The sequence below is a fragment of the Promicromonospora sp. NPDC057138 genome (genome assembly GCF_042670845.1).
Taxonomy (GTDB): domain Bacteria; phylum Actinomycetota; class Actinomycetes; order Actinomycetales; family Cellulomonadaceae; genus Promicromonospora.
Window position 1 is genome coordinate 292,471 of the sequence record NZ_JBHUUX010000002.1, and the last position, 19,226, is coordinate 311,696.

The following is a 19,226-nucleotide window of genomic DNA, read 5'->3' on the forward strand; positions in this document are numbered from 1 at the left end:
GAGTTCTCTCGTCTCTGGGGTCTTCAGCGTGGTCTTCGGCGGGGGTCTTCAGCGGTTCGGTCGCAGCAGCAGGTCCTGCAGCCGCCGCACGGGCCGGTCGGCCACGCGCCAGAGCAGGCAGCCGGTGGCGAGCGCGGCGAGGGTGGCGCCGAGGGCGGTGGGGACCAGGCCGAGGATCGGGAACTGGACCAGGTAGACGTACAGCGAGGCGGACGCGAGCAGGCCGACGGCGGGCACGGCCCAGGCGGGGACGCGCACCTCGGGCACGAACGTCAGCACCGCTATCCCCAAGAGGATGGTGGCGTTGCGCACGAGGTCGTCGGGGAAGAACGTGGCCCCGCCGACGACGGCGACGGCGAGCGTGAGCAGGCGGCGCCGGCGGGTGTCGGCATACGCCACCGCGGCCCCGACCGCGAAGAGCCAGAACGTGGTCGGCATGATCCCCCGGAGCACGCCCTCCCCGAGGGACAGGACGAGGAAGCGGGGCACCAGCGCGACGACCGCGACGGCGGCCGCGACGCGCCACGGCTGCCGCTGCCAGGCGCGTCCCACCCAGGGCACCGAGAGGATCGCGGCGAGGACGACCGTGCACGCGATCAGCGCGTCGACGAACCACAGCTCGTTGCGGAACCCGTAGGCGACGTCGCCGAAGATCCAGTTGACGAGCAGGACGTTGGCCCACCCGTAGCGGTCCTGCGCGACCATGCCGAACAGCGCCACCGCGGCCGTCGGCACCGCGACGCCGATCAGCGTGCGCAGGCTCGCCCGCCAGCGGCCGCGCGCGGTGGGCAGCGACAGGCCGAACCGCGCGGCGTTGAAGCCGGCCACCGCGAGCAGGGTGTGCGCCCCGCCCAGGATGTGGAAAAGGTCGGCATGGGAGCCGCAGATGATCACGACGGCGATCGCGCGGAGCAGCACCGACGTCTCGACGCTGTGCGACACCCAGAGCCGGCGTCCGCGTACGCCGTCGGCGGTCGCCCGGCCGGGCAGGCCGGCGTGGACGGAGCGCCCCAGGTCGACCAGGTCGGCGAGCGGGCGGTGGTGCCAGCCCCGGGGCAGCGGGCCGACGAGCTTCTCGAGCCCGACGGAGGCCTGCACGTGGCTGAGCGAGTCGCCGCCATGCTGCACGAAGCTGCGGCCGAGGTCCACGGCGTCGAGCCCGAGCACGTCGCCGGCGGCGCGGGCCACGGCCACGGCGAGCGTCGGGCTCGCGTCCGCGGTCCCGACGGCGCCCTGCGGGCTCTGCTCGCCGGGCTGCCGGCCCGCCTGCTCCTGCGGCTGCTCGCCGCGGACGAGTGCGGCGCAGGCGAGACGGTCGACCTTGCCGCTGGGCAGCCGGGGCAGCCCGGCGACGGCGACTGCGACCGAAGCGGGGGAGAGCCCCGAGGCGTCGCCGGCCAGGCGCCGCACGAGCGCGGCCGTCTCGACGGGCGGCGCGCCGGGAGCCGGTTGGACCGCCACGGTCAGGCCTGCGTCGTCGCCGCCGACGCACGCGATGTACCCGGCGGCCTCCAGTGCGGACTCGACCGTCGCGAGGTCGATCCGCAGCCCCATGATCTTGACGAACCCCGACCGGCGTCCGACCAGGCGGAGCAGGCCGTCCGGGCCGATCCGTCCGAGATCTCCGGTCCGCAGCTCGGACAGCATCGCCCCGAGCGCGAGGTCGTCCGCGTGCTCGGCGTAGCCCATCATCACGCCGGGGCCTCGCACCACGACCTCGCCGGTCTCGTCGGACGCCTCGGGCACGCTCGTGTCGAGGTGCAGGGACGTCCCCGCCACGGGCCGCCCGACGGCGTCGGGGTGGTCCGCCACGAGGGCCGGGTCGAGCACGCAGATGCGGGCCGTGGCCTCGGTCTGGCCGTACATGACGGCGAGCTCCCACCCCTGGCGCCGGCCGAGCGCGGCGGTCCGCAGGACGCGGCCGGGGTGCATCCGCCCGCCCGCCTGGGTGAGCATCCGCAGGGAGGGGTGCGGCCGCTCGAGCGCGCCGGTGGACTCGAGGAGCTCCACCGTGTGCGGCACGACCGCCAGCGTGGTGACGCCCAGCACGTCGACGGCGTCCCACAGCTCCTCGGTCAGGACCGAGGCCTCGTTCAGTACCACCGAGGCGCCCGCGACCAGGTGCGAGTGCAGCACCGAGAGCCCGAAGGTGTAGTGCAGGGGAAGGCTGGTGATCGCCCGGTCGTCCTCGGTGAGCCGCAGGGCGTGGGCGATCGCCAGGGCATTGCTGCGGACGTTCTGCCGGGACAGCCGGACGAGCTTCGGCGAGCCGGTGCTGCCCGAGGTGCTCAGCAGCAGGGCGAGGTCGGGGTGCAGCAGATGGCGAGGAGCCGGCGTGAGCACGTCGAACGGCCGCTCCGGGTCGCCGGTCGCCATGACGTCCGGCAGGTACCGGTCCAGGATCCTGCCGGTGCGGGCGTCGTCGGGGGTGACCAGCGCGACGTGGCCCGCCTGGAGGGTGGCCAGGTACGCGGTCACGCTCGCGAGGTCCGGCCGGAGCGGCAGGTGCACGAGCCGTCGGCCGTCGGCGGCGTCGGGCAGTCGGCCGGCGACGTCGGCGACCGTGCGCCACAGCTCCTCGTGGGAGAGGCCCTCGCCCGAAGCGGTGAGCAGCGCGAGCCGCCCGGCCGGCGCTCCGTCGGCCGACGGTTCGGCCGGCGAAAGGGTGCCACGGCTCGGGGCCAAGGCGGGCGGGAGGGCGGTCAACACGTAGGGAATGCTAACCTAACCTGCCCCGTGGGTTTGACGAGAGATGATGGGCCGTGATCCTCGACGTCTGGTGGTCCTCGCTGGCAGCGGCGGACCGCGATCTGCTCGCCATGCTCGACGCCGGTGAGCGCGCCCGGGTCGAGTCGCTCGAGCGCCCCGCGGACCGTGGCCGGTCCCTGATCAGCGCCGCGATGCTGCGCGCGGCGGTCGCGGCGCACCTCGGGATCGCGCCGGCCGACGTCGTGGTGGACCGCACCTGCGCCGAGTGCGGCGGCCCGCACGGCGCCCCGCGGATCGTGAGCGACGGCACACCGGTGCCCTCGGTCTCCGTCTCGCACTCCGGACTGCTGGCCGTGGTCGCGCTGGTCGAGCGCGGGCCCGTCGGCGTGGACGTGCAGCGGCTCGGCGACCTCGCCGACCCGGCGGAAGGCATCGGGTGGGCGACCAGGGAAGCGCTGTTCAAGGCCGGGACGCCGGCACCGGGGGACGTCGCGGTCCACGAGCTCCGGCCGCCTCTGCCGGGATACGTCGCCGTCGCCGTGGCGCCCGCCGAGTCTGACGGTGCGCCCCGGATCACGCACTGGCCCAGGCCGATCCGTGGGTAGAGCCCCGGCACGGCGCGGCTGGGTCCAGCGGCAGTTTCGGCCGGGGAGAAAATAACGTCGCCGTAACATCATCGCAGGTCGGGGCGCTGTAAAGTCGTCGCGGGGTCCCATCGGGACCGCCTAGGGCCCACTTCCTGAGCGTGCCTTGGAGGGCATTGTGAAGGCTACGTCGCGCAGGCTTCCCGTCTCCGGATTGAGCGATCTTTCCAACGAGTCCCGCATGATCGCTGCTCCGTGGAGCCGGCTGATCCGGGGCATCGGCCTCGGCCAGTACCCGATCGACTACGACCCGGCGATCGCTGGGCACATCCGCACGAACTTCGACCTGATCGCGGAGAAGGTCCCGCGGTCCACCTCGTACCCCCACTTCTGCCGGGCGCTGGCGGAGTTCGTCCTGCAGGTGGTCGACCCCGCCGCGGAAGCGGACGAGGTCGGCACCGCTCAGTCCGTCACGTCGCTCCTGGACGTGGCGCGCGCCGAGAGCAACCCCTACTTCCGGGCGATGGCCGGCAGCCTGGTCCTGGACACCTTCGCGAAGCTCGGCCTCGACCTGTCGCTGCTGGTCGACGGCGAGCTGGACTTCCCGGCGGAGGTGCTCGCGGCGCTCGACGAGATCGCACCGGACCAGATCGCGGACGAGAACCGGGGCCGGCACGGGGACTACGAGCGGCTGTCCGCCTCGTCCAACGTGTTCCTCGCCATCGGCCAGGTCGGCCTGAGGGACCGGCTCGTCACGGACGACCGGAACCGGATCGTCGAGGCGCTGAACCTGCTGGAGAACATCCCCGCGCCGTACTTCCGCGGCCGCTCCGGCTCGATGTTCCTGAGCGTGGTAGCGCTCCTGGGCTACGAGGAGTACATCTTCGACGGGGACCGGGACTACATGAAGGAGACCCTGGAGTACCTCACCCGGGCCGACGAGCTGGGCATCTTCCCGTCCTTCCCGAACGAGATCCCGACGCCGTGGATGAAGGCGTATCCGCTGCTGACCATGCTGAACGCCATCGCGCTGAGCGGCAGGGCCGAGTACCTGAACACCCCGATCGACTGGCTCGCCGAGGCGCGGACGCTCCTGGACCAGGTCGGCTGGGAGCACCGCGTGCACATGAGCCAGTACTACATCATCGCCCTGTACAACCTGGGGCGGCTGGGGGACGAGCTGCCCGACATGGACGCCTACATGCGAGACGTCGCGTCGGTGCTGGACCTCGCCGATCCCGGCGCGAACTTCTTCCCTGACGGCATCTCCTACCCCTACATCATCGAGGTGGCGATGCTCACAGGTCGGATGGACCTGATCCCGGACGAGGCGCTGGCGCGCATGGTCGACGCGCTGCGCAACTTCGACTCGGGTATCGACCGGGCCAACAACGCGTTCCCCGTGAGCTATGCGCTGAACGTGCTCGGCGAGATCGACGAGGCCGAGCTGATCTTCACGCCCCGGGACCACTACGACGGCAAGTCGGCACTGGAGTGGGTCATCGACAACATCTCGGAGGGCGGCGAGGAGGAGCAGCTCCGCCTCTACATGATCCCGCACGCCCTGGTCAGCTACGCGCTACGGATGCGAGGCGCCCAGGCGCCCGAGACCGAGCTGTTCCGCGGCTTCCGGTACCGCCTAGCGGTGGCATGACAGTCGGACCGCCGTCGGTCGGCCGACGGCGGTCCGACGGCGGTCGGGTACGTCAGCCCGCCATCTCGGCCTTCCGGCACCGCGCCTCTTCGACGACGTCGTAGATGCCGCGCAGGTCGGCCATCCTCGGTAGGTCCGCGCGCTCGATCGTGATGCCGAGAGCCTTCTCCAGGTTGGTGACGATCCCGATGATGACCAGCGGGTCGGCGCCGAGGTAGGGGAGCGGGCCGGTGTCGGAGACGTCGCTCGGGCTGACCTCGAGCATGTCGCACACGAGGTTCTTGATGTAGCTCTCAGTGGTGTCATCCGGACTTGACACGTTCGCCCCTTTGCAATCGTGATCTGGTCGGTTCTAACCATAAGGGCTGCACCCCCTGAACAGAACGGGCAGGCGCCGCGAATGCGACGCCTGCCCGTTCCCTGGTGATCGTGCCGAGCCCCGTCAGGGGAGCGGCGGGACCGGGATTCCCAGGAACGACGTCCGTTTGCCCTCCAGGATCTCGACCGCCCAGTTCAGCCACTTGACGCCCTCGCAGTAGATCGCCACGGGGCGTCGCTGGACGTGGTAGCTGTCCGTGAGCGTGCCGTCGAGCTCGGCCTGGAAGTGGAACGGCGGCATCGCGGTGAAGTGGGTACCCATCATGAAGACGAACCGCACCAGCCAGTACGGGTCGTCGGCGAGGTAGGGAGACTCGGGGTCGTCCAGGCCGAGGGCCTGGGTCATGACCTCCGCGAAGTGGTCCTCCATCCCGAGGGGCCGCTCGCCGGCCACCGCGTGACCGCCCTCGATGGTGTCGCGGACTCCGTAGGCACGTTGGAAGGGGTTCCCCTCGTCGAACTGGATCCGTACCTGCGGGCCGGTGTCCGGGGTCCGCACGTCGAGCTGGAAGTGCTCGAAGTGCATCTCGTCGTAGTGGCCGATCGAGTTGTGCCACGGCTTGTTGTCGTACATCGGGTCGTCGATGGTGTCCCGGCCGGTGCTGCGGAACCCGATCGCCCGCGGGTCCAGGAACTTGATCCCCAGCGTGGCGGGCGTGATCGCGGCGAGCGCCGCGTCGACCTCCCGCTGGGGTGCGCCCTCCTCGATCAGCTTCTGGGCCATCCGGAGCGGGCCGGTGTGGGTGATCTTGATGTTCTCGGTGTTCGTGTCACCCATGACGAGCGAGTGGAACCGGGGCTCGAGGACCTTGTGGTGCTCGGGGTGCTCACGGAACCAGCGCACGAGTGCCGTCGCGTTGCGCCGGGGGATCCCGTTGATGGTGATGGTCTCCGGATCGAGCAGCCGCGGGCCGAAGGTCTGCGGCGCCGTCCGGCGGCACACGTCCAGGCGGTCCTCGATCTTCCTGAGGTAGGACTCGTCGAGGGTTCCGCCGGGGGCGGGCACGCGGTTGACCGCGTGGACGTCGCGCTCGAGCACCTGGTAGATCGCCTGGTAGATCTTCGCGACGACGCGCGGCGGCGGGGAGTACCGCTCGATGTAACGGCTGACCTCGTCCCCCGCGACGAAGCTCATCTCGTAGATGACCTCGTGGTGGGTGACCGGTCCGTCGTCCGGCCGTCCCGGGGCGGGCAGCTCACGCTCCAGCACGTCGTACACCTCGGGGAAGTACCGGTTCACCGGCTCCGGGAGGTGGCGGAGGAACTCGGCCTGCTGGCGGGCCTTGGCGAACGGCGGCAGCATGACGCCGGTGCCGTCGGCCCGCCAGGCGGCGGTGACGAGCGCCTCGCTGAGGATCTTGCGGACGATCGTGCGCGTGCTGCCGTCCTTGACGACGAACACGGTCATGGACTCGCTGCCGCCCTTGCCGAACCCGACGACCCGCTCGTCCGGTTCGACGTAGGCGTTGACCGTGGTGCTGAGGATCCGCCGGCCCTGTGCATGGTGCAGGATCATCCGCTTCTCGACCGTGAGGTCGAGGGCGGAGTCGTCGTCGAGCCGGTCGAGCGGGGCGTTGACGCCACGCTTCGACAGGTCGAGGTCCGACGTGAGCGTGATGGTCCGTTCCGGTGGCTCTCCGTGGGTGCCCGGGGTGGCCGCCGGGTCGAAGGCGATGGTCCAGGTGTCACCGGCGAGGTGCGTCACGTGAACGTCCTCCTCGAGCGCGCCGTCGAGGAACACGGCACGTGTCGCGGAGGCGAGGTCCCGCCGGGCGTAGAGCGGCACGCCGTCGGGGGCGATCACGGGGGTCAGCGCGTCGCGCAGCGCGGAGTCCAGGCGGTCGAGCGCACGGCTGAGGACCTGGCGGTCGTGCGAGCCGCGCAGCCGCAGGTCGTAGAGCTCGACGACGTCGGCGGGGGAGGCGGCCCCGGAGGCGGCGAGCGCGGAGAGCCAGCCGAGCGGGTCGTCGCCCTGGAGGTACCGATCGCGCTGGGCCAGGACGGCGGGGCGGTGCAGGCGCATGAGCTGGTAGAGCGTGTAGTGGTAGGTGACCCGGTCCACCGTGCCCGCTGCCGGGACGGAGTCTGCGACGCGCTCGGTCAGGCTCTCGCGGACCATGCGGGCGAGCGGCTGGTCGGCGACGAGCCGCCGGACCTGACGGTGCAGCGTGACGTCGTCGGACCCCGGCAGGCCGGTGAAGCGCAGCAGCAGGGTCTCGGGGCTGCCTGTGCCGTCGACACAGCGGTCGGACAGGGTGCCTTGGGCGTCCACGGCTCGCAGCTCGAAGTAGCTCCGGCCGAGGTTCGCGGCGTCGCCGACGTTGCGCTTCTTGCGCCGGGACCGCAGGACGAGCTCTCCGGCGTCGACGTCGATCTCGTCCCGGTGCGCCAGCGTGTGCTGGAACGCCTCGAGCAGCCGGTAGTACGCCGGGGACCCGTCCTGGTCGGCCCGGAGCATCTCGCGGGTGACGATGCGGCTGATGGCGCGCGTGGTGTACGCCTCGGTGAAGGGGTCGTCGGCGAAGGAGCGGAACAGCGTGCGAAGCATGTCCAGGTGGCGCGGTTCGAGGTGGTCGCCCTCGGAGCGGATCTGCTCGAGCTCGCGCTTGAGGCCGCTGACGCCGTTGATCGCGCGGAAGAGCCGGTCGGACTCGACGGAGGCGCCCGTGTAGGCGCTGACGGGTGTGTGCGCGTTGCCGTCCCGGAGCAGCCTGACCGACTTCTCGCCCGGGCCGAGCTCGATCGCCAGGTCGGCATGGAGGCCGTCCAGGGTCTCCACCGTCGCGTAGGAGTCCATGACCTGGTCGGTCATGGCGAGGATGGCCTCATGGACGTCCTCGGCGGCGGTGAGCACCCCGGGCCGGTGGTTCGCGATCACCGGGACTCGCGGCGGTGCGACTTGGATGCCGTTCACCTTCATGAACCACCCAGTCCGGTGCGGACGGCCGCCATCCGCGCGGAATGAGCCAGGAATCTTGTCGGCTCCTTGAGCTCCGAGACCTCGACCTGGCCGAGGCCGCCGAGCAGGCGGTCGAACGCGGGACGTGCGCCGTCGCGCACGTAGACGTTGGTCTGGGTGGGGGAATAGCGCTTGTGCACCTCCACGTCCTGTGTGCGGAACGCGGCGCCGATGGCCTCGAAGGCTGCGGCGAGTGCGTCGGGCGCCCCCCGGACGCCGAGCACGTGGAACGGTTCGGGTACCACGGGTTTCCCGACGGCGGACTCGGGGAGGTATTCGGCCAGCTCGCGGGCGAGCGGCTCGCCGTCGTGGATCCCCTCGGCCGCGACGAGCGACAGGGGCGTGAACACGCGGGCGATCCGTGTCCCGTCGGCCACGGAGAGGCTGCCGCTCGCCACCGCGGCGCTCAGGATGCCGAAGCTCTCGCCGGTGTAGGCGCGGAACGTCAGCGCCGCGCCGTTCCGCTCCGCCGTCGCGCGCAGGTATGCCTCGAGGGCCAGGCTGTGCGTGACGACCAGCGCGCCGATGTGGCCCAGGCGTTCGAGCCGGCCGGCGGGCAGGTCCGCAGGGGCGCCGAGGAGGCGTTCGGGCGCAATGCCCAGGGTGCCTGCCGCCTCGTGGTAGATGCCGGTGACCTCGTCGATCCCGGAGTCCAGCAGGAACGAGCCGAGGTTCCGGTACGAGGCCCGGCTGCCCAGTCCGGGGAACACCCCGACCAGCCGGGCCTCGCGCCCCTGCGCGAGGTACTCGGTGATCGAGTGGGGGGACGCCGCTGCCAGGTCCTTGTAGTACAGCGACTCCTCGATGCTGCCGGGGGCGCTGTCCGCGGGGTCGAGGTAGGCGGCGATCGCGCGTTCGAACGCGGGGAAGATCGTCGATGGTCCGTGAGCCATGGTGCACACTCCTTGCTAGGAATGGTGCTGTTGTCGGGGGACGCCCGCCGTCGAGAGGCGGGAAATTGCATGGCGCAGTGACCCCCGCGTGCAGACGGCGCGCACGGGGGCGGATGGTGGTGGGGTAGGGCGGCCGCTGGGACGCGGCCGGTGGTTCAGCGGTAGGGCCTCAGGAGCACGAGGCGGGCAGCGACTCGGCCGCGCGGATCCCGGCCACGATGGGTGCCAGGTCGGAATTGCGCGAGGCTTCGTCGAGGGCGTCGCTCAGGATCGAATCATGATCCGGACGTGCTTGGTCGAGCAAGGAAAGACCGTCGGAGGTCACGTTCGTGTAGATCCCCCGGCGGTCCTCGTCGCACAGGGCGCGTGCCAGCAGTCCGCGCCCCTCGAGCCGCGTCACCAGGCGTGTCGTGGCCGCCTGGCTGAGCACCATCGCCATGGCGAGCTGGCCCATGCGGAGATGGTGCTTCTCCTGACGCGAGAGCAGTTCGAGCACTCCGTACTCGTTGACGCTCAGCTTGTAGCGCTCCTGGAGCATGCGCTCCAAGCGGACCTCGATCCTGGAGTGGAGAACTGCCAGGAGACGCCATCCATGGACGAGGGCTTCGACCTCGTCATCAGGCATCACCACGGATCGACCTCCCGAGCGACCGGCTGGGCTGGGCCCCGACGGTAGCAGGGGCAGGGTTTCCGGCGGCCCGCGCCGTCTTTGCCCTGGTGGGCGGGTCGGCGTGGGCATCTCACCGCGGCGGTGGACTCCGCCCCGCAGACCCGGACACGACCGCGGACGTCCCGCGCATCGCCGCCGTGCCGACGAGGAGCACCGCGAGGTCGCCCGCGATGAGCGACGCGCCGACCCTCAGCGCCGAGACGAACCCGTAGGCGGCGGCGATCGCGATCACTCCGACCGCGAATGCGACGGCGTAGCCCGAGACCAGGTGCCCGGCGACGGACTCGGTGGCGCCGAACGCGGCGACGAGCTCCGGCAGGAGGCCAACGATGCCGAACTCGGTCAGTCCGACGCCGAACCCGCCTAGTGCCAGGGCGATCAGCCCGATAGGCATGTCACATCCTCACGTAGTTCCGCGTGGCGCGAGCGAGATTGATAGTTGCATACGCGGACTATCGCAACAAGCGGCTTATGTGTCATCGACGTTAAGTGTTTCGCCGCGTCGGGGGCGGCATCTCGCCGCATACCTGGATGCCGCCGGTGAGTTCGCCTGCGGGGCAGCCCCTGGGGCGGATACTGGCGGTATGTCGGTTGTCATGGGGCCCGTCGAACGTCTGCGGGAGCGGGTCGGCGATGCGCTCTTCCTGCGGATCGCCGGGCCCGACGGGTATGCCGAGCGGGACCGGATCCACCTGACCCCCGGCCCGCGCTGGTTCGCCCCGGGCAGCCCGATCCGGCGGGTGCACGGCGACTCGGCGACGTTCGTGGGCGGGCTGCGGGCGCTGCTGCTGCAGTCGCTGCACCCGCTCGCGATGGCGGGCGTCGCCGGCCACTCCGGGTACCGCGGCGACCCGTGGGGACGCCTCGCCCGCACCTCGACGTTCCTCGGCTACACGACGTTCGCGACCGCGGAGCACGCCCAGCAGATGGTCGACCGCGTCCGCGCCGTCCACGAGCGGGTGCGCGGCAAGGCTCCCGACGGCCGCCCGTACCGCGCGAGCGACCCCCACCTGCTCACGTGGGTGCACGTCGCGGAGGCCGACTCGTTCCTGGCGGCGCACCAGCGGTACGGCGAGAGGGCGCTCACCGCGGACGAGGCGGACGAGTACGTCGCCCAGTCCGGGCGGGTCGCACGGGCGCTCGGTGCCGAGGTCGTCCCGGAGACTGTCGCCGAGCTGACCGACTGCATCGAGTCCTACCGCGGCGAGCTGGAGGCCACCCCGGCGGCCCTCGACGCCGCGCGCTTCCTGCTGCGCGAGCCGCCGCTGCCGTGGTCCGCGCGGGGCCCGTACCACTTGCTGGCGGCCGGGGCGGTGGCGCTGCTGCCGGCGTGGGCCTGCTCGTCGTTGGAGATCGACTCCCGGTTCAGCCGGATCCTCGGCGGGCCGGCCGGGGGAGTCGCCGTCCGGGCCGTGCGGTGGGGCATCGACCCGGTCGCGCGCAAGGGGCGGCGATTTTGAGGGGGCGCGGATCGCCTTTCGTCGTGGTGCGAAGCCCGGGCCGCGGTACGTGGGTCGGCAGTGCCGGGCCGACGGGTGGTGGTGGGCCGATGGTTGGTGGTGGGCCGACGGTGGCGGCGGGGTAAGGCATACCCGTGTGGTGGGTGCCAGGCCTGCTGAATATCGTCCGCGCTCGCCCCGGCTAAATCACCCGACCTGAACCATTCAGCTCAGCCCGCATACTCGAGGCTCAGCCGAACGCAGTTCACCAGACCTGGCACCCGCCACCCGGGTATACCTGCCGACCGAGTGCGCCGGCTACGTACGATCACCCTCATGGCCGGCCCGCTGAAGACGACCCACCTGCGGCCGAGGTGCCGGACCCTGAGGCCTGTCAGCCCTGACGGCCGCCGCGAGAACGACGGCCACCAGGGTGTCGCACGTGGTCGGCTGGGTCCTCGCCGAGCTCGTGCAAGGCGCGTTCGAGGTCGGCGGGGCGACCTATTGCCGCGGAGTAGATCGGCACGAACGACAGGGAGTCGGCGCCGTTCGTGATGCGGATCCCCGGGTACCGCCTGGAGCTCGCCAGCACACCGTCGACGCGGACGTCGGCGTTGGTCAGTGCGACGGTCGACAAGGGGTCTCGGCCGCCCGCCCAGACCTCCACGCGGTCGGCGAGCACCGCGACGACGATCGTGACAGGTACCCAACCGGTCAGACCACCGGGGCTCTCGGCGAAGGCGGGAATGACCGTGGCGCCAGGACGTGCCTCGGCGACGAGGGCCCGGAGCCGGCTCCGCTGGCTGGTCTGCGCCAGGACGATGGCGGTGATGAACACCAGCGCGATTCCCAGACTGAGGCCGATCGCGAGCGGCTCGACGACCCTGCGGGCGGGGCCTGATCCCCGAAAGCCCACGCTGGCCAGCAGAGGGACGGCAATCACGACCGCGATGATTCCCACGGTGATCCAGAGCGCCGCGCGGCGTCTTCGGGCGTCGAGCTCCGTGCTGTTCGTCATCAAGGGCTGAGTCTGCCGGACGCGTTCTCGAAGGCGCGACAACTGTCCAGAAAATCACCCGCTGCAGGGTGCAGCGCACCCGTCGTTGTGCTCGTCCGCGGGGGTAATCCGCTCTCGATCGCGGCAGGTGGGGCATTAGCGTGAGCCCGGTGGAGAGCATCACGAAGAACCGCCAGTCCCTGGACACACTGCGTGCGATGGTCGCGCGTGCCTACGGCGCTGACGCCGTCCCGGCCGGGGACTCCTGGGTGGACGAGCTGGGGAACGGCTTCTTCAACGTCGTCTACCGCCTCACCCTGGCGGACGGGCGGCAGGTCGCGCTGAAGATCGCCCCGCCGTCCGACGTCGAGGTCCTGACCTACGAGGTCGGCGCGATGCGGACCGAGCTGGAGGCGCTGCGCCTCATCACCGCCCACACCGGCGTGCCCGTCCCGGCTGTCGACTTCGCCGACCTGGGCCACGACCTCGTCGACGTCGACTACTTCTTCATGCCCTACGTCGACGCCGACAACCTGGGCGTCATCAGGGACGAGCTCGGCCCGTCCGACCTCGGGAGATACAAGGCAGCGCTCGGCGCCGCGAACCGCGAGCTCAACACGATCCTCGGCCCGGCCTACGGCCCGGTCACCGCGCCCGCCTACTCGACCTGGCGCTCCGCCTTCACGGCGCTGTTCGACGGCGTGCTGGACGACGGACGCCGCAGGAGCGTCGAGCTCGGCTGGTCGTACGACGAGGTCCGCGCGGTGCTGACCGCGCACGAGCACCTGCTCGACGACGTCACCGAGCCCCGCTACGTCGAATGGGACCTGTGGGAGGGCAACGCGCTGGTGACCGACGGAGAGGTCGTGTGCCTCGTCGACCACGAGCGCGCGTTGTTCGGCGACCCCCTCATCGAGGTCGGGTTCGCCGGGCTCCTGTCGCCGTCGTTCGGCGACTCCACCGCCTTCCTGCGGGGCTACGGGCGCGGGCCGCTCACCGAGTCCGAGGAGGTCCGCCGTCGGCTCTACACGCTGCACGTCGGCCTCGTCATGACCATCGAGACGGTCTATCGCGGCCACACGGACCAGGAGCAGTACGACTGGGCCCGCGAGTGCGTCGACGAGGTGATGACATCGCTGACGCGCGGGCGCCCGACGGCGTGACGGCGAGGCCGCCCCGGGCGTCCGCACCCGTGCCGAGTGTGCCGCGTCGACGCGTGATCCGAATCGCCTCGCCTTGGCTCCAGCGCGGGCCGAGACTAAGGCCATGGACGATGCGATCCTTCGCGCCATCGATGCCGTGACCGTCCCCGTGCCCGACCTGGACTCCGGTCTCGCGTTCTACCGCGATCGGCTCGGCCACCAGCTGCTGTGGCGGAACGACGCCGTCGGACAGGCGGGGCTCGCCCTGCCCGACGGCGACAGCGAGCTGGTGCTCACCACGCGCCAGGCGTACGAACCGGACTGGCTCGTGGCGTCCGTGCCCGACGCCGTGGCCACGCTGGTCGCTGCGGGGGGAGCCGTGATCGCGGAGCCGGTGGAGATTCCTGTGGGGCGGGTCGCGGTCGTCGCCGATCCGTTCGGCAACCGTCTCGTGCTGGTCGACCTCTCGAAGGGCCGGTACGGCAGCTCGCAGGCGGAGATCTAAGCCCAGCGGGTGGCCCGCCGACGGCGGGCCCGCGCGCCGCCCTTGCCTCGTCGCCGCATTCAGGGCAGAGTCTGGGGTGACGCACCTCACACCGTCGTGAGGCGCGTCACTCAGGAGGTGGCGGATGACGACCAGCGAATTCGCGACGCTGCGCCGCTCGATCGAGCAGCTGCGCCAGAGCGTCTCCGGCGTGCGCAGCGCCTTCGGGGAGGCGCCCGAGGTGCGCCGCCTCGTGAACGACCTCGAGCGGCTGGAGATCGACGCGGCCGAGCTCGCGTCGTGCGAGCCGTTGCGGCCGGCGGGCGTTCACAGCCACGTGCCCGAGCACGTCCCCCTGCCCGACACCCCGCTGGACGAGGCGATGTTCAGCGATGCCGACGACGAAGGACTCGGCGGCTACCACGGCGACCGGTCGTGACGGCGACCGCACGCGGCGTCGCCGGCCGGGGTGTCGACAGCCCCGGGCGCGCCGCGGTCGGGGCGCGCACGCTGCGCACGGACCGGTGGTGGCTCCCGCCGATGGCGACCACCGTCGGCATCCTGATCTTCCTCGTCTATGCGACCGTCCGGGCGTTCCAGCAGCAGTACTTCTTCGCCGACGAGCGCTATCTGACGCCGTTCTACTCGCCCTGCGTGTCCTACGGGTGCGCCGCGGAGCCGGGGTCGTCGCACTTCGGGATGTTCCTGCCGGACAACCCGCTCATCCCGTACGCGGCGCTCAGCCTGCCGTTCCTGCTGCTGTTCCGGCTGACCTGCTACTACTACCGCAAGGCGTACTACCGGTCGTTCTGGCTCGCGCCCGCGGCGTGCGCGGTGCCCGAGCCGCACGCGACGTACACGGGCGAGACCCGCTTCCCGCTGATCATGCAGAACGTGCACCGGTACTTCTTCTACGTCGCGGTGGTCATCTCGCTCATCAACACCTACGACGCGCTGGTCGCGTTCCGGCACCCGACGGACGGGTTCGTCGTCGGCGTCGGCAACCTCGTGCTGCTCGTGAACGTGGTGCTCCTGTGGTGCTACACGCTGTCCTGCCACTCGTGCCGGCACGTGATGGGCGGCCGCCTGACGCACTTCTCGAAGCATCCGGTGCGGTACCGGCTGTGGACGTGGGTGTCCGCGCTGAACACCCGGCACGCGGTCTTCGCGTGGACGACGCTCGGCACGCTCATCCTGACCGACCTGTACGTGGCGCTGGTCGCCAGCGGGACCATCACGGACCTGCGCCTCATCGGCTGAACCCACCAACCGCACAAGAACCACCGCAGAGGGAGCCCGGCCTTGACGGAGATCGAACGGCACGAGTACGACGTCCTCGTCATCGGCGCCGGGGGCGCCGGGCTGCGCGCCGCGATCGAGGCGGCCGAGCGCGGCCTGCGGACGGCGATCGTGTGCAAGTCGCTGTTCGGCAAGGCGCACACCGTGATGGCCGAGGGCGGGTGCGCCGCCGCGATGGGCAACGTCAACGAGCACGACTCCTGGCAGGTGCACTTCCGGGACACCATGCGCGGTGGCAAGTTCCTGAACAACTGGCGGATGGCGGAGCTGCACGCCAAGGAGGCGCCCGACCGGGTCTGGGAGCTGGAGACCTACGGCGCGCTGTTCGACCGCACGAAGGACGGCCGGATCAGCCAGCGCCACTTCGGCGGGCACACCTACCCCCGGCTGGCGCACGTCGGCGACCGGACGGGGCTGGAGCTGCTGCGCACCATGCAGCAGCGCATCGTCGCGCTGCAGCAGGCCGACCACGCGGAGACCGGCGACTACGAGGCGCGGCTCAAAGTGTTCGCCGAGTGCACGGTCACGGAGCTGCTGACGGAAGGCGGCGCCATCGCCGGCGCCCTCGGCTACTGGCGCGAGTCCGGCCGGCTCGTGGTCTTCTCGGCCCCCGCCGTCGTGCTCGCGACGGGCGGGATCGGCAAGTCGTTCCAGGTGACGTCGAACTCGTGGGAGTACACCGGCGACGGCCACGCCCTCGCGCTGCGGGCCGGCGCCGAGCTCATCGACATGGAGTTCGTGCAGTTCCACCCGACCGGCATGGTCTGGCCGCCCAGCGTCAAGGGCATCCTCGTGACCGAGGGCGTGCGCGGCGACGGCGGCGTCCTGAAGAACTCCGAGGGCAAGCGCTTCATGTTCGACTACGTCCCGGCCGTGTTCAAGGGCCAGTACGCCGAGTCCGAGGAAGAGGCGGACCGCTGGTACGACGACCAGGAGACCAACCGCCGCACCCCCGACCTGCTGCCCCGCGACGAGGTCGCCCGCGCGATCAACACCGAGGTGAAGGAGGGTCGCGGCTCCCCGCACGGCGGCGTCTACCTCGACATCGCGAGCCGCATGCCCGCCGACGAGATCAAGCGGCGCCTGCCCTCGATGTACCACCAGTTCAAGGAGCTGGCCGACGTCGACATCACCGCCGAGCCGATGGAGGTCGGCCCCACGTGCCACTACGTGATGGGCGGCATCCGCGTCGACCCGGACACCGGGCAGTCCCGCGTGCCCGGGCTGTTCGCGGCGGGGGAGTGCGCGGGCGGGATGCACGGCTCGAACCGGCTCGGCGGCAACTCGCTCTCGGACCTGCTGGTGTTCGGACGGCGCGCGGGGCTCGGCGCGGCCGACTACGTCACCGGGCTGGAGCGCCGTCCGGTGGTCCGGGACGCGCCCGTCGACGCGGCGGCGACGATGACGCTCGCGCCGTTCGACCCGCCGTCGCGCGGGGCGGGGGGAGCGGACGGCGTCGGCGAGAACCCCTACACCCTGCACTCCGAGCTGCAGCGGATGATGAACGACCTCGTCGGCATCATCCGCACCGAGGCGGAGGTGGCCGCCGCCCTCGACCGGCTGGGCGAGCTGCGCGCACGCGTGCGGCAGGTGTTCGTCGAGGGGCACCGGCAGTACAACCCTGGCTGGCACCTGGCGCTGGACCTGCGGAACATGCTCATGGTCAGCGAGGCCGTGGCGCAGTCGGCCCTGCTGCGCACCGAGAGCCGCGGCGGCCACACCCGCGAGGACTATCCCGGGCTGGACCCGGAGTGGCGCCACCGAGTGCTGATCACCCGGTGCGTCCGGCACGCCCCGGCCGGCTCGGGCGGCACCGGGGACGTGCCGGACGACGACGCGGTGGTGCCGCGCGTCGTCGTCGTACCGGCCGAACGGGTGCCGATGCGCGAGGACCTGCTCGCGCTGTTCGACCTCGGCGAGCTGGAGAAGTACTACACGGCGCCCGAGCTGGCCGGGCATCCGGCCGGGCACCCGGAGGGAGGGACCGCATGAGCTACACGGGTCAGTTCCGGGTGTGGCGCGGCGACGCCGACGGCGGCGCGCTGGCCGACTTCGAGGTGGAGGTCAACGAGGGCGAGGTGGTGCTCGACGTCCTGCACCGGCTGCAGGCCACGCAGACCCCGGACCTCGCGGTGCGATGGAACTGCAAGGCGGGCAAGTGCGGGTCGTGCTCGGCGGAGATCAACGGCCGGCCGCGGCTGCTGTGCATGACGCGCATGTCCGTCTTCGCGCAGGACGAGGTCGTGACGGTGACGCCGATGCGGACGTTCCCGGTGATCCGCGACCTCGTGACGGACGTGTCGTTCAACTACGCGATGGCGCGCGAGATCCCGTCGTTCACGCCGCCGGCCGACCTGGCGCCGGGCGAGTACCGGATGGGCCAGGCCGACGTCGAGCGGTCGCAGGAGTTCCGCAAGTGCATCGAGTGCTTCCTGTGCCAGGACACGTGTCACGTGGTGCGCGACCACGAGGAGCACAAGGAGTCGTTCGCCGGCCCGCGCTTCCTGATGCGGATCGCCGAGCTGGAGATGCACCCCCTCGACGTCGCCGACCGGGTGCCCGCGGCCCAGGACGAGCACGGGCTCGGCCGGTGCAACATCACGAAGTGCTGCACCGACGTGTGCCCCGAGGGGATCCACATCACCGACAACGCGCTCATCCCGATGAAGGAGCGCGTCGCCGACCGGCGCTACGACCCCCTGGTCTGGCTGGGCCGGACGATCTCGCGCCGCCGCGACTGACCCGCCCGACCGTTCAGTACCGCGGCAGTGCGTCCGTGAAGGACGGGTCCCGCCGGCGCATGTAGTCGCCGTCGTTCCGCACGGTGCGGCCGGACCGCAGGAAGCGCTCGTGCAGCTCCTCGACGCGCCCCCGGTCGACCTCGACGCCGAGCCCGGGACCCGTCGGGACGGTCACGGCGCCGTCGACGATCTCGATCCCGCCGTCCGGCACGACGTCGTCCGCGCGGTTCCACGGGTAGTGGGTGTCGCAGGCATGGCCGAGGTTGGGGATGGCCGCCGCCACGTGCGTCATGGCCGCCAGCGAGACGCCGAGGTGCGAGTTCGAGTGCATCGACACGCCCATGCCGGTCGCCGCGCAGACCGCGGCGAGCTCCTTGGTGCGGCGCAGGCCGCCCCAGTAGTGGTGGTCGCTCAGCAGGATCTGGACGGCGTCGCTCCGCACCGCGGGCAGGATGTGCTCGGTCTCGACGACGCACATGTTCGTCGCGAGCGGCAGCCCGGTCTCCGCGTGGACGCGGCTCATCTCGTCGATGCCGAGCACGGGGTCCTCGAGGTACTCCAGCACGCCGTCGAGCCGCCCCGCGACGTCGAGCGCGGTCTCGTGCCGCCACGCCCCGTTCGGGTCGATCCGCAGGGGCAGCCCGGGGAACGCCTCCGCCAGGGCGAGGAGCGAGGCGACCTCGACGTCGGGGTGCAGGGCCCCGGCCTTGAGCTTGATCGACCGGAAGCCGTACCGGTCGATCAGCCGCTTGGCCTGGGCCACTATGCCGTCGGGGTCGAGGGCTGCGCCCCACTCGTCGTCGTCGGCCCCGATGTGCCCTGACCACTTGAAGAAGAGGTAGGCGCTGTAGTCGACGCGGTCGCGCAGGGCGCCGCCGAGCAGCTCGCTGACCGGACGGCCGAGCAGCTTGCCCTGGGCGTCGAGCGCCGCGACCTCGATCGGGGCGAACGTCACGAGCCGTGCCTGCGCCCCGAGGTCGGGCCGGAGCAGCCGCAGCACGTCGTCGACCACCGACTCGATGCGCGAGGTCGCGAACACGTCGAGCCCCAGCAGCTCGGCCTCCAGGGCCGGGACGACGTCAGGGGGCAGCGCGTCGCCGCGACCCTCGCCCCACGCGACGACGTCGCCGATCTCGAGGCGCACCAGGGTGCGCAGGGCCAGCGGCTCGTGCACGCCGGCCGCGTTGAGCAGCGGCGGGTCGGAGAAGGCCAGGGGGTAGACGGTGAGGCCCGTGATCCTGCCGTCGATCGTGCGGTCGATGGTGTTCATATCTTGC

General features: G+C 71.5%; 17 protein-coding genes. 9 read left to right on the plus strand and 8 right to left on the minus strand.

All coding sequences use genetic code 11. From position 1 onward, the window contains the following. Positions 1 to 48: 48 nt before the first annotated feature. Positions 49 to 2,709 carry an AMP-binding protein gene (locus tag ACFT2C_RS02895; protein ID WP_377205486.1) on the minus strand — a complete coding sequence of 887 codons (2,661 nt, stop codon included), beginning with the start codon at positions 2,707 to 2,709 and terminating at the stop codon, positions 49 to 51. 53 nt (positions 2,710 to 2,762) lie between these two features. On the opposite strand from ACFT2C_RS02895, the gene ACFT2C_RS02900 reads away from it, so the two are divergent. Together ACFT2C_RS02900 and ACFT2C_RS02905 are read left to right on the plus strand one after the other, a co-directional pair. After that, positions 2,763 to 3,314 carry a 4'-phosphopantetheinyl transferase family protein gene (locus ACFT2C_RS02900; protein WP_377205487.1) on the plus strand — a complete coding sequence of 184 codons (552 nt, stop codon included), beginning with the start codon at positions 2,763 to 2,765 and terminating at the stop codon, positions 3,312 to 3,314. A gap of 220 nt (positions 3,315 to 3,534) precedes the next feature. Next, a complete protein-coding gene (locus tag ACFT2C_RS02905) occupies positions 3,535 to 4,947 on the plus strand; it encodes a hypothetical protein (RefSeq protein WP_377205488.1) in 1,413 nt (470 codons plus the stop codon). A gap of 52 nt (positions 4,948 to 4,999) precedes the next feature. On the opposite strand, the gene ACFT2C_RS02910 is transcribed toward ACFT2C_RS02905, so the two are convergent. The 5 genes from ACFT2C_RS02910 to ACFT2C_RS02930 form a co-directional block, all read right to left on the minus strand. Further along, entirely contained in the window at positions 5,000 to 5,266 is a 267-nt protein-coding gene (locus ACFT2C_RS02910; RefSeq protein ID WP_377205489.1) for an acyl carrier protein, read from the minus strand. 123 nt (positions 5,267 to 5,389) lie between these two features. Continuing rightward, positions 5,390 to 8,239, minus strand: a complete 2,850-nt coding sequence (locus ACFT2C_RS02915) for a hypothetical protein (protein WP_377205490.1) — start codon at positions 8,237 to 8,239, stop codon at positions 5,390 to 5,392. A 2-nt stretch (positions 8,240 to 8,241) separates the two neighbouring features. After that, on the minus strand, positions 8,242 to 9,177 hold the full coding sequence (locus ACFT2C_RS02920) for a hypothetical protein (protein ID WP_377205491.1): 936 nt from the start codon (positions 9,175 to 9,177) through the stop codon (positions 8,242 to 8,244). Positions 9,178 to 9,346: 169 nt separating this feature from the next. Beyond that, positions 9,347 to 9,802 (minus strand): MarR family winged helix-turn-helix transcriptional regulator, encoded by a 456-nt coding sequence (locus tag ACFT2C_RS02925; protein WP_377205530.1) that lies wholly within the window; start codon positions 9,800 to 9,802, stop codon positions 9,347 to 9,349. A gap of 115 nt (positions 9,803 to 9,917) precedes the next feature. After that, on the minus strand, positions 9,918 to 10,241 hold the full coding sequence (locus tag ACFT2C_RS02930) for a hypothetical protein (RefSeq protein ID WP_377205492.1): 324 nt from the start codon (positions 10,239 to 10,241) through the stop codon (positions 9,918 to 9,920). A 190-nt stretch (positions 10,242 to 10,431) separates the two neighbouring features. Here ACFT2C_RS02930 and ACFT2C_RS02935 point away from each other — a divergent pair, with 190 nt between their 5' ends. Continuing rightward, positions 10,432 to 11,307, plus strand: a complete 876-nt coding sequence (locus ACFT2C_RS02935) for an oxygenase MpaB family protein (protein WP_377205493.1) — start codon at positions 10,432 to 10,434, stop codon at positions 11,305 to 11,307. A gap of 373 nt (positions 11,308 to 11,680) precedes the next feature. On the opposite strand, the gene ACFT2C_RS02940 is transcribed toward ACFT2C_RS02935, so the two are convergent. Continuing rightward, a complete protein-coding gene (locus tag ACFT2C_RS02940) occupies positions 11,681 to 12,304 on the minus strand; it encodes a hypothetical protein (RefSeq protein WP_377205494.1) in 624 nt (207 codons plus the stop codon). 149 nt (positions 12,305 to 12,453) lie between these two features. Between ACFT2C_RS02940 and ACFT2C_RS02945 the strand changes: the two genes are divergently transcribed. The 6 genes from ACFT2C_RS02945 to ACFT2C_RS02970 all read left to right on the plus strand — a co-directional run bounded on the left by ACFT2C_RS02945 (position 12,454) and on the right by ACFT2C_RS02970 (position 17,949). Beyond that, on the plus strand, positions 12,454 to 13,446 hold the full coding sequence (locus ACFT2C_RS02945; protein ID WP_377205495.1) for a phosphotransferase family protein: 993 nt from the start codon (positions 12,454 to 12,456) through the stop codon (positions 13,444 to 13,446). Between the two features lie 103 nt (positions 13,447 to 13,549). Further along, entirely contained in the window at positions 13,550 to 13,930 is a 381-nt protein-coding gene (locus ACFT2C_RS02950; RefSeq protein WP_377205496.1) for a VOC family protein, read from the plus strand. A gap of 124 nt (positions 13,931 to 14,054) precedes the next feature. After that, the gene (locus tag ACFT2C_RS02955; protein WP_377205497.1) at positions 14,055 to 14,348 is read left to right on the plus strand and encodes a hypothetical protein; all 294 of its coding nucleotides are present in this window, start codon (positions 14,055 to 14,057) and stop codon (positions 14,346 to 14,348) included. Beyond that, positions 14,345 to 15,169 carry a hypothetical protein gene (locus ACFT2C_RS02960; RefSeq protein WP_377205498.1) on the plus strand — a complete coding sequence of 275 codons (825 nt, stop codon included), beginning with the start codon at positions 14,345 to 14,347 and terminating at the stop codon, positions 15,167 to 15,169. Before ACFT2C_RS02955 ends, ACFT2C_RS02960 begins: the two co-directional genes overlap by 4 nt. Positions 15,170 to 15,211: 42 nt before the next feature. Next, positions 15,212 to 17,200: a fumarate reductase/succinate dehydrogenase flavoprotein subunit gene (locus ACFT2C_RS02965; protein ID WP_377205499.1), complete on the plus strand. Its 1,989-nt coding sequence runs from the start codon at positions 15,212 to 15,214 to the stop codon at positions 17,198 to 17,200. Next, positions 17,197 to 17,949 (plus strand): succinate dehydrogenase/fumarate reductase iron-sulfur subunit, encoded by a 753-nt coding sequence (locus ACFT2C_RS02970; protein WP_377205500.1) that lies wholly within the window; start codon positions 17,197 to 17,199, stop codon positions 17,947 to 17,949. The genes ACFT2C_RS02965 and ACFT2C_RS02970 overlap by 4 nt, the downstream gene beginning before the upstream one ends. Positions 17,950 to 17,962: 13 nt before the next feature. Here ACFT2C_RS02970 and ACFT2C_RS02975 read toward each other — a convergent pair whose 3' ends face one another. Further along, positions 17,963 to 19,219, minus strand: a complete 1,257-nt coding sequence (locus tag ACFT2C_RS02975) for an enolase C-terminal domain-like protein (RefSeq protein ID WP_377205501.1) — start codon at positions 19,217 to 19,219, stop codon at positions 17,963 to 17,965. Positions 19,220 to 19,226 lie beyond the last annotated feature (7 nt).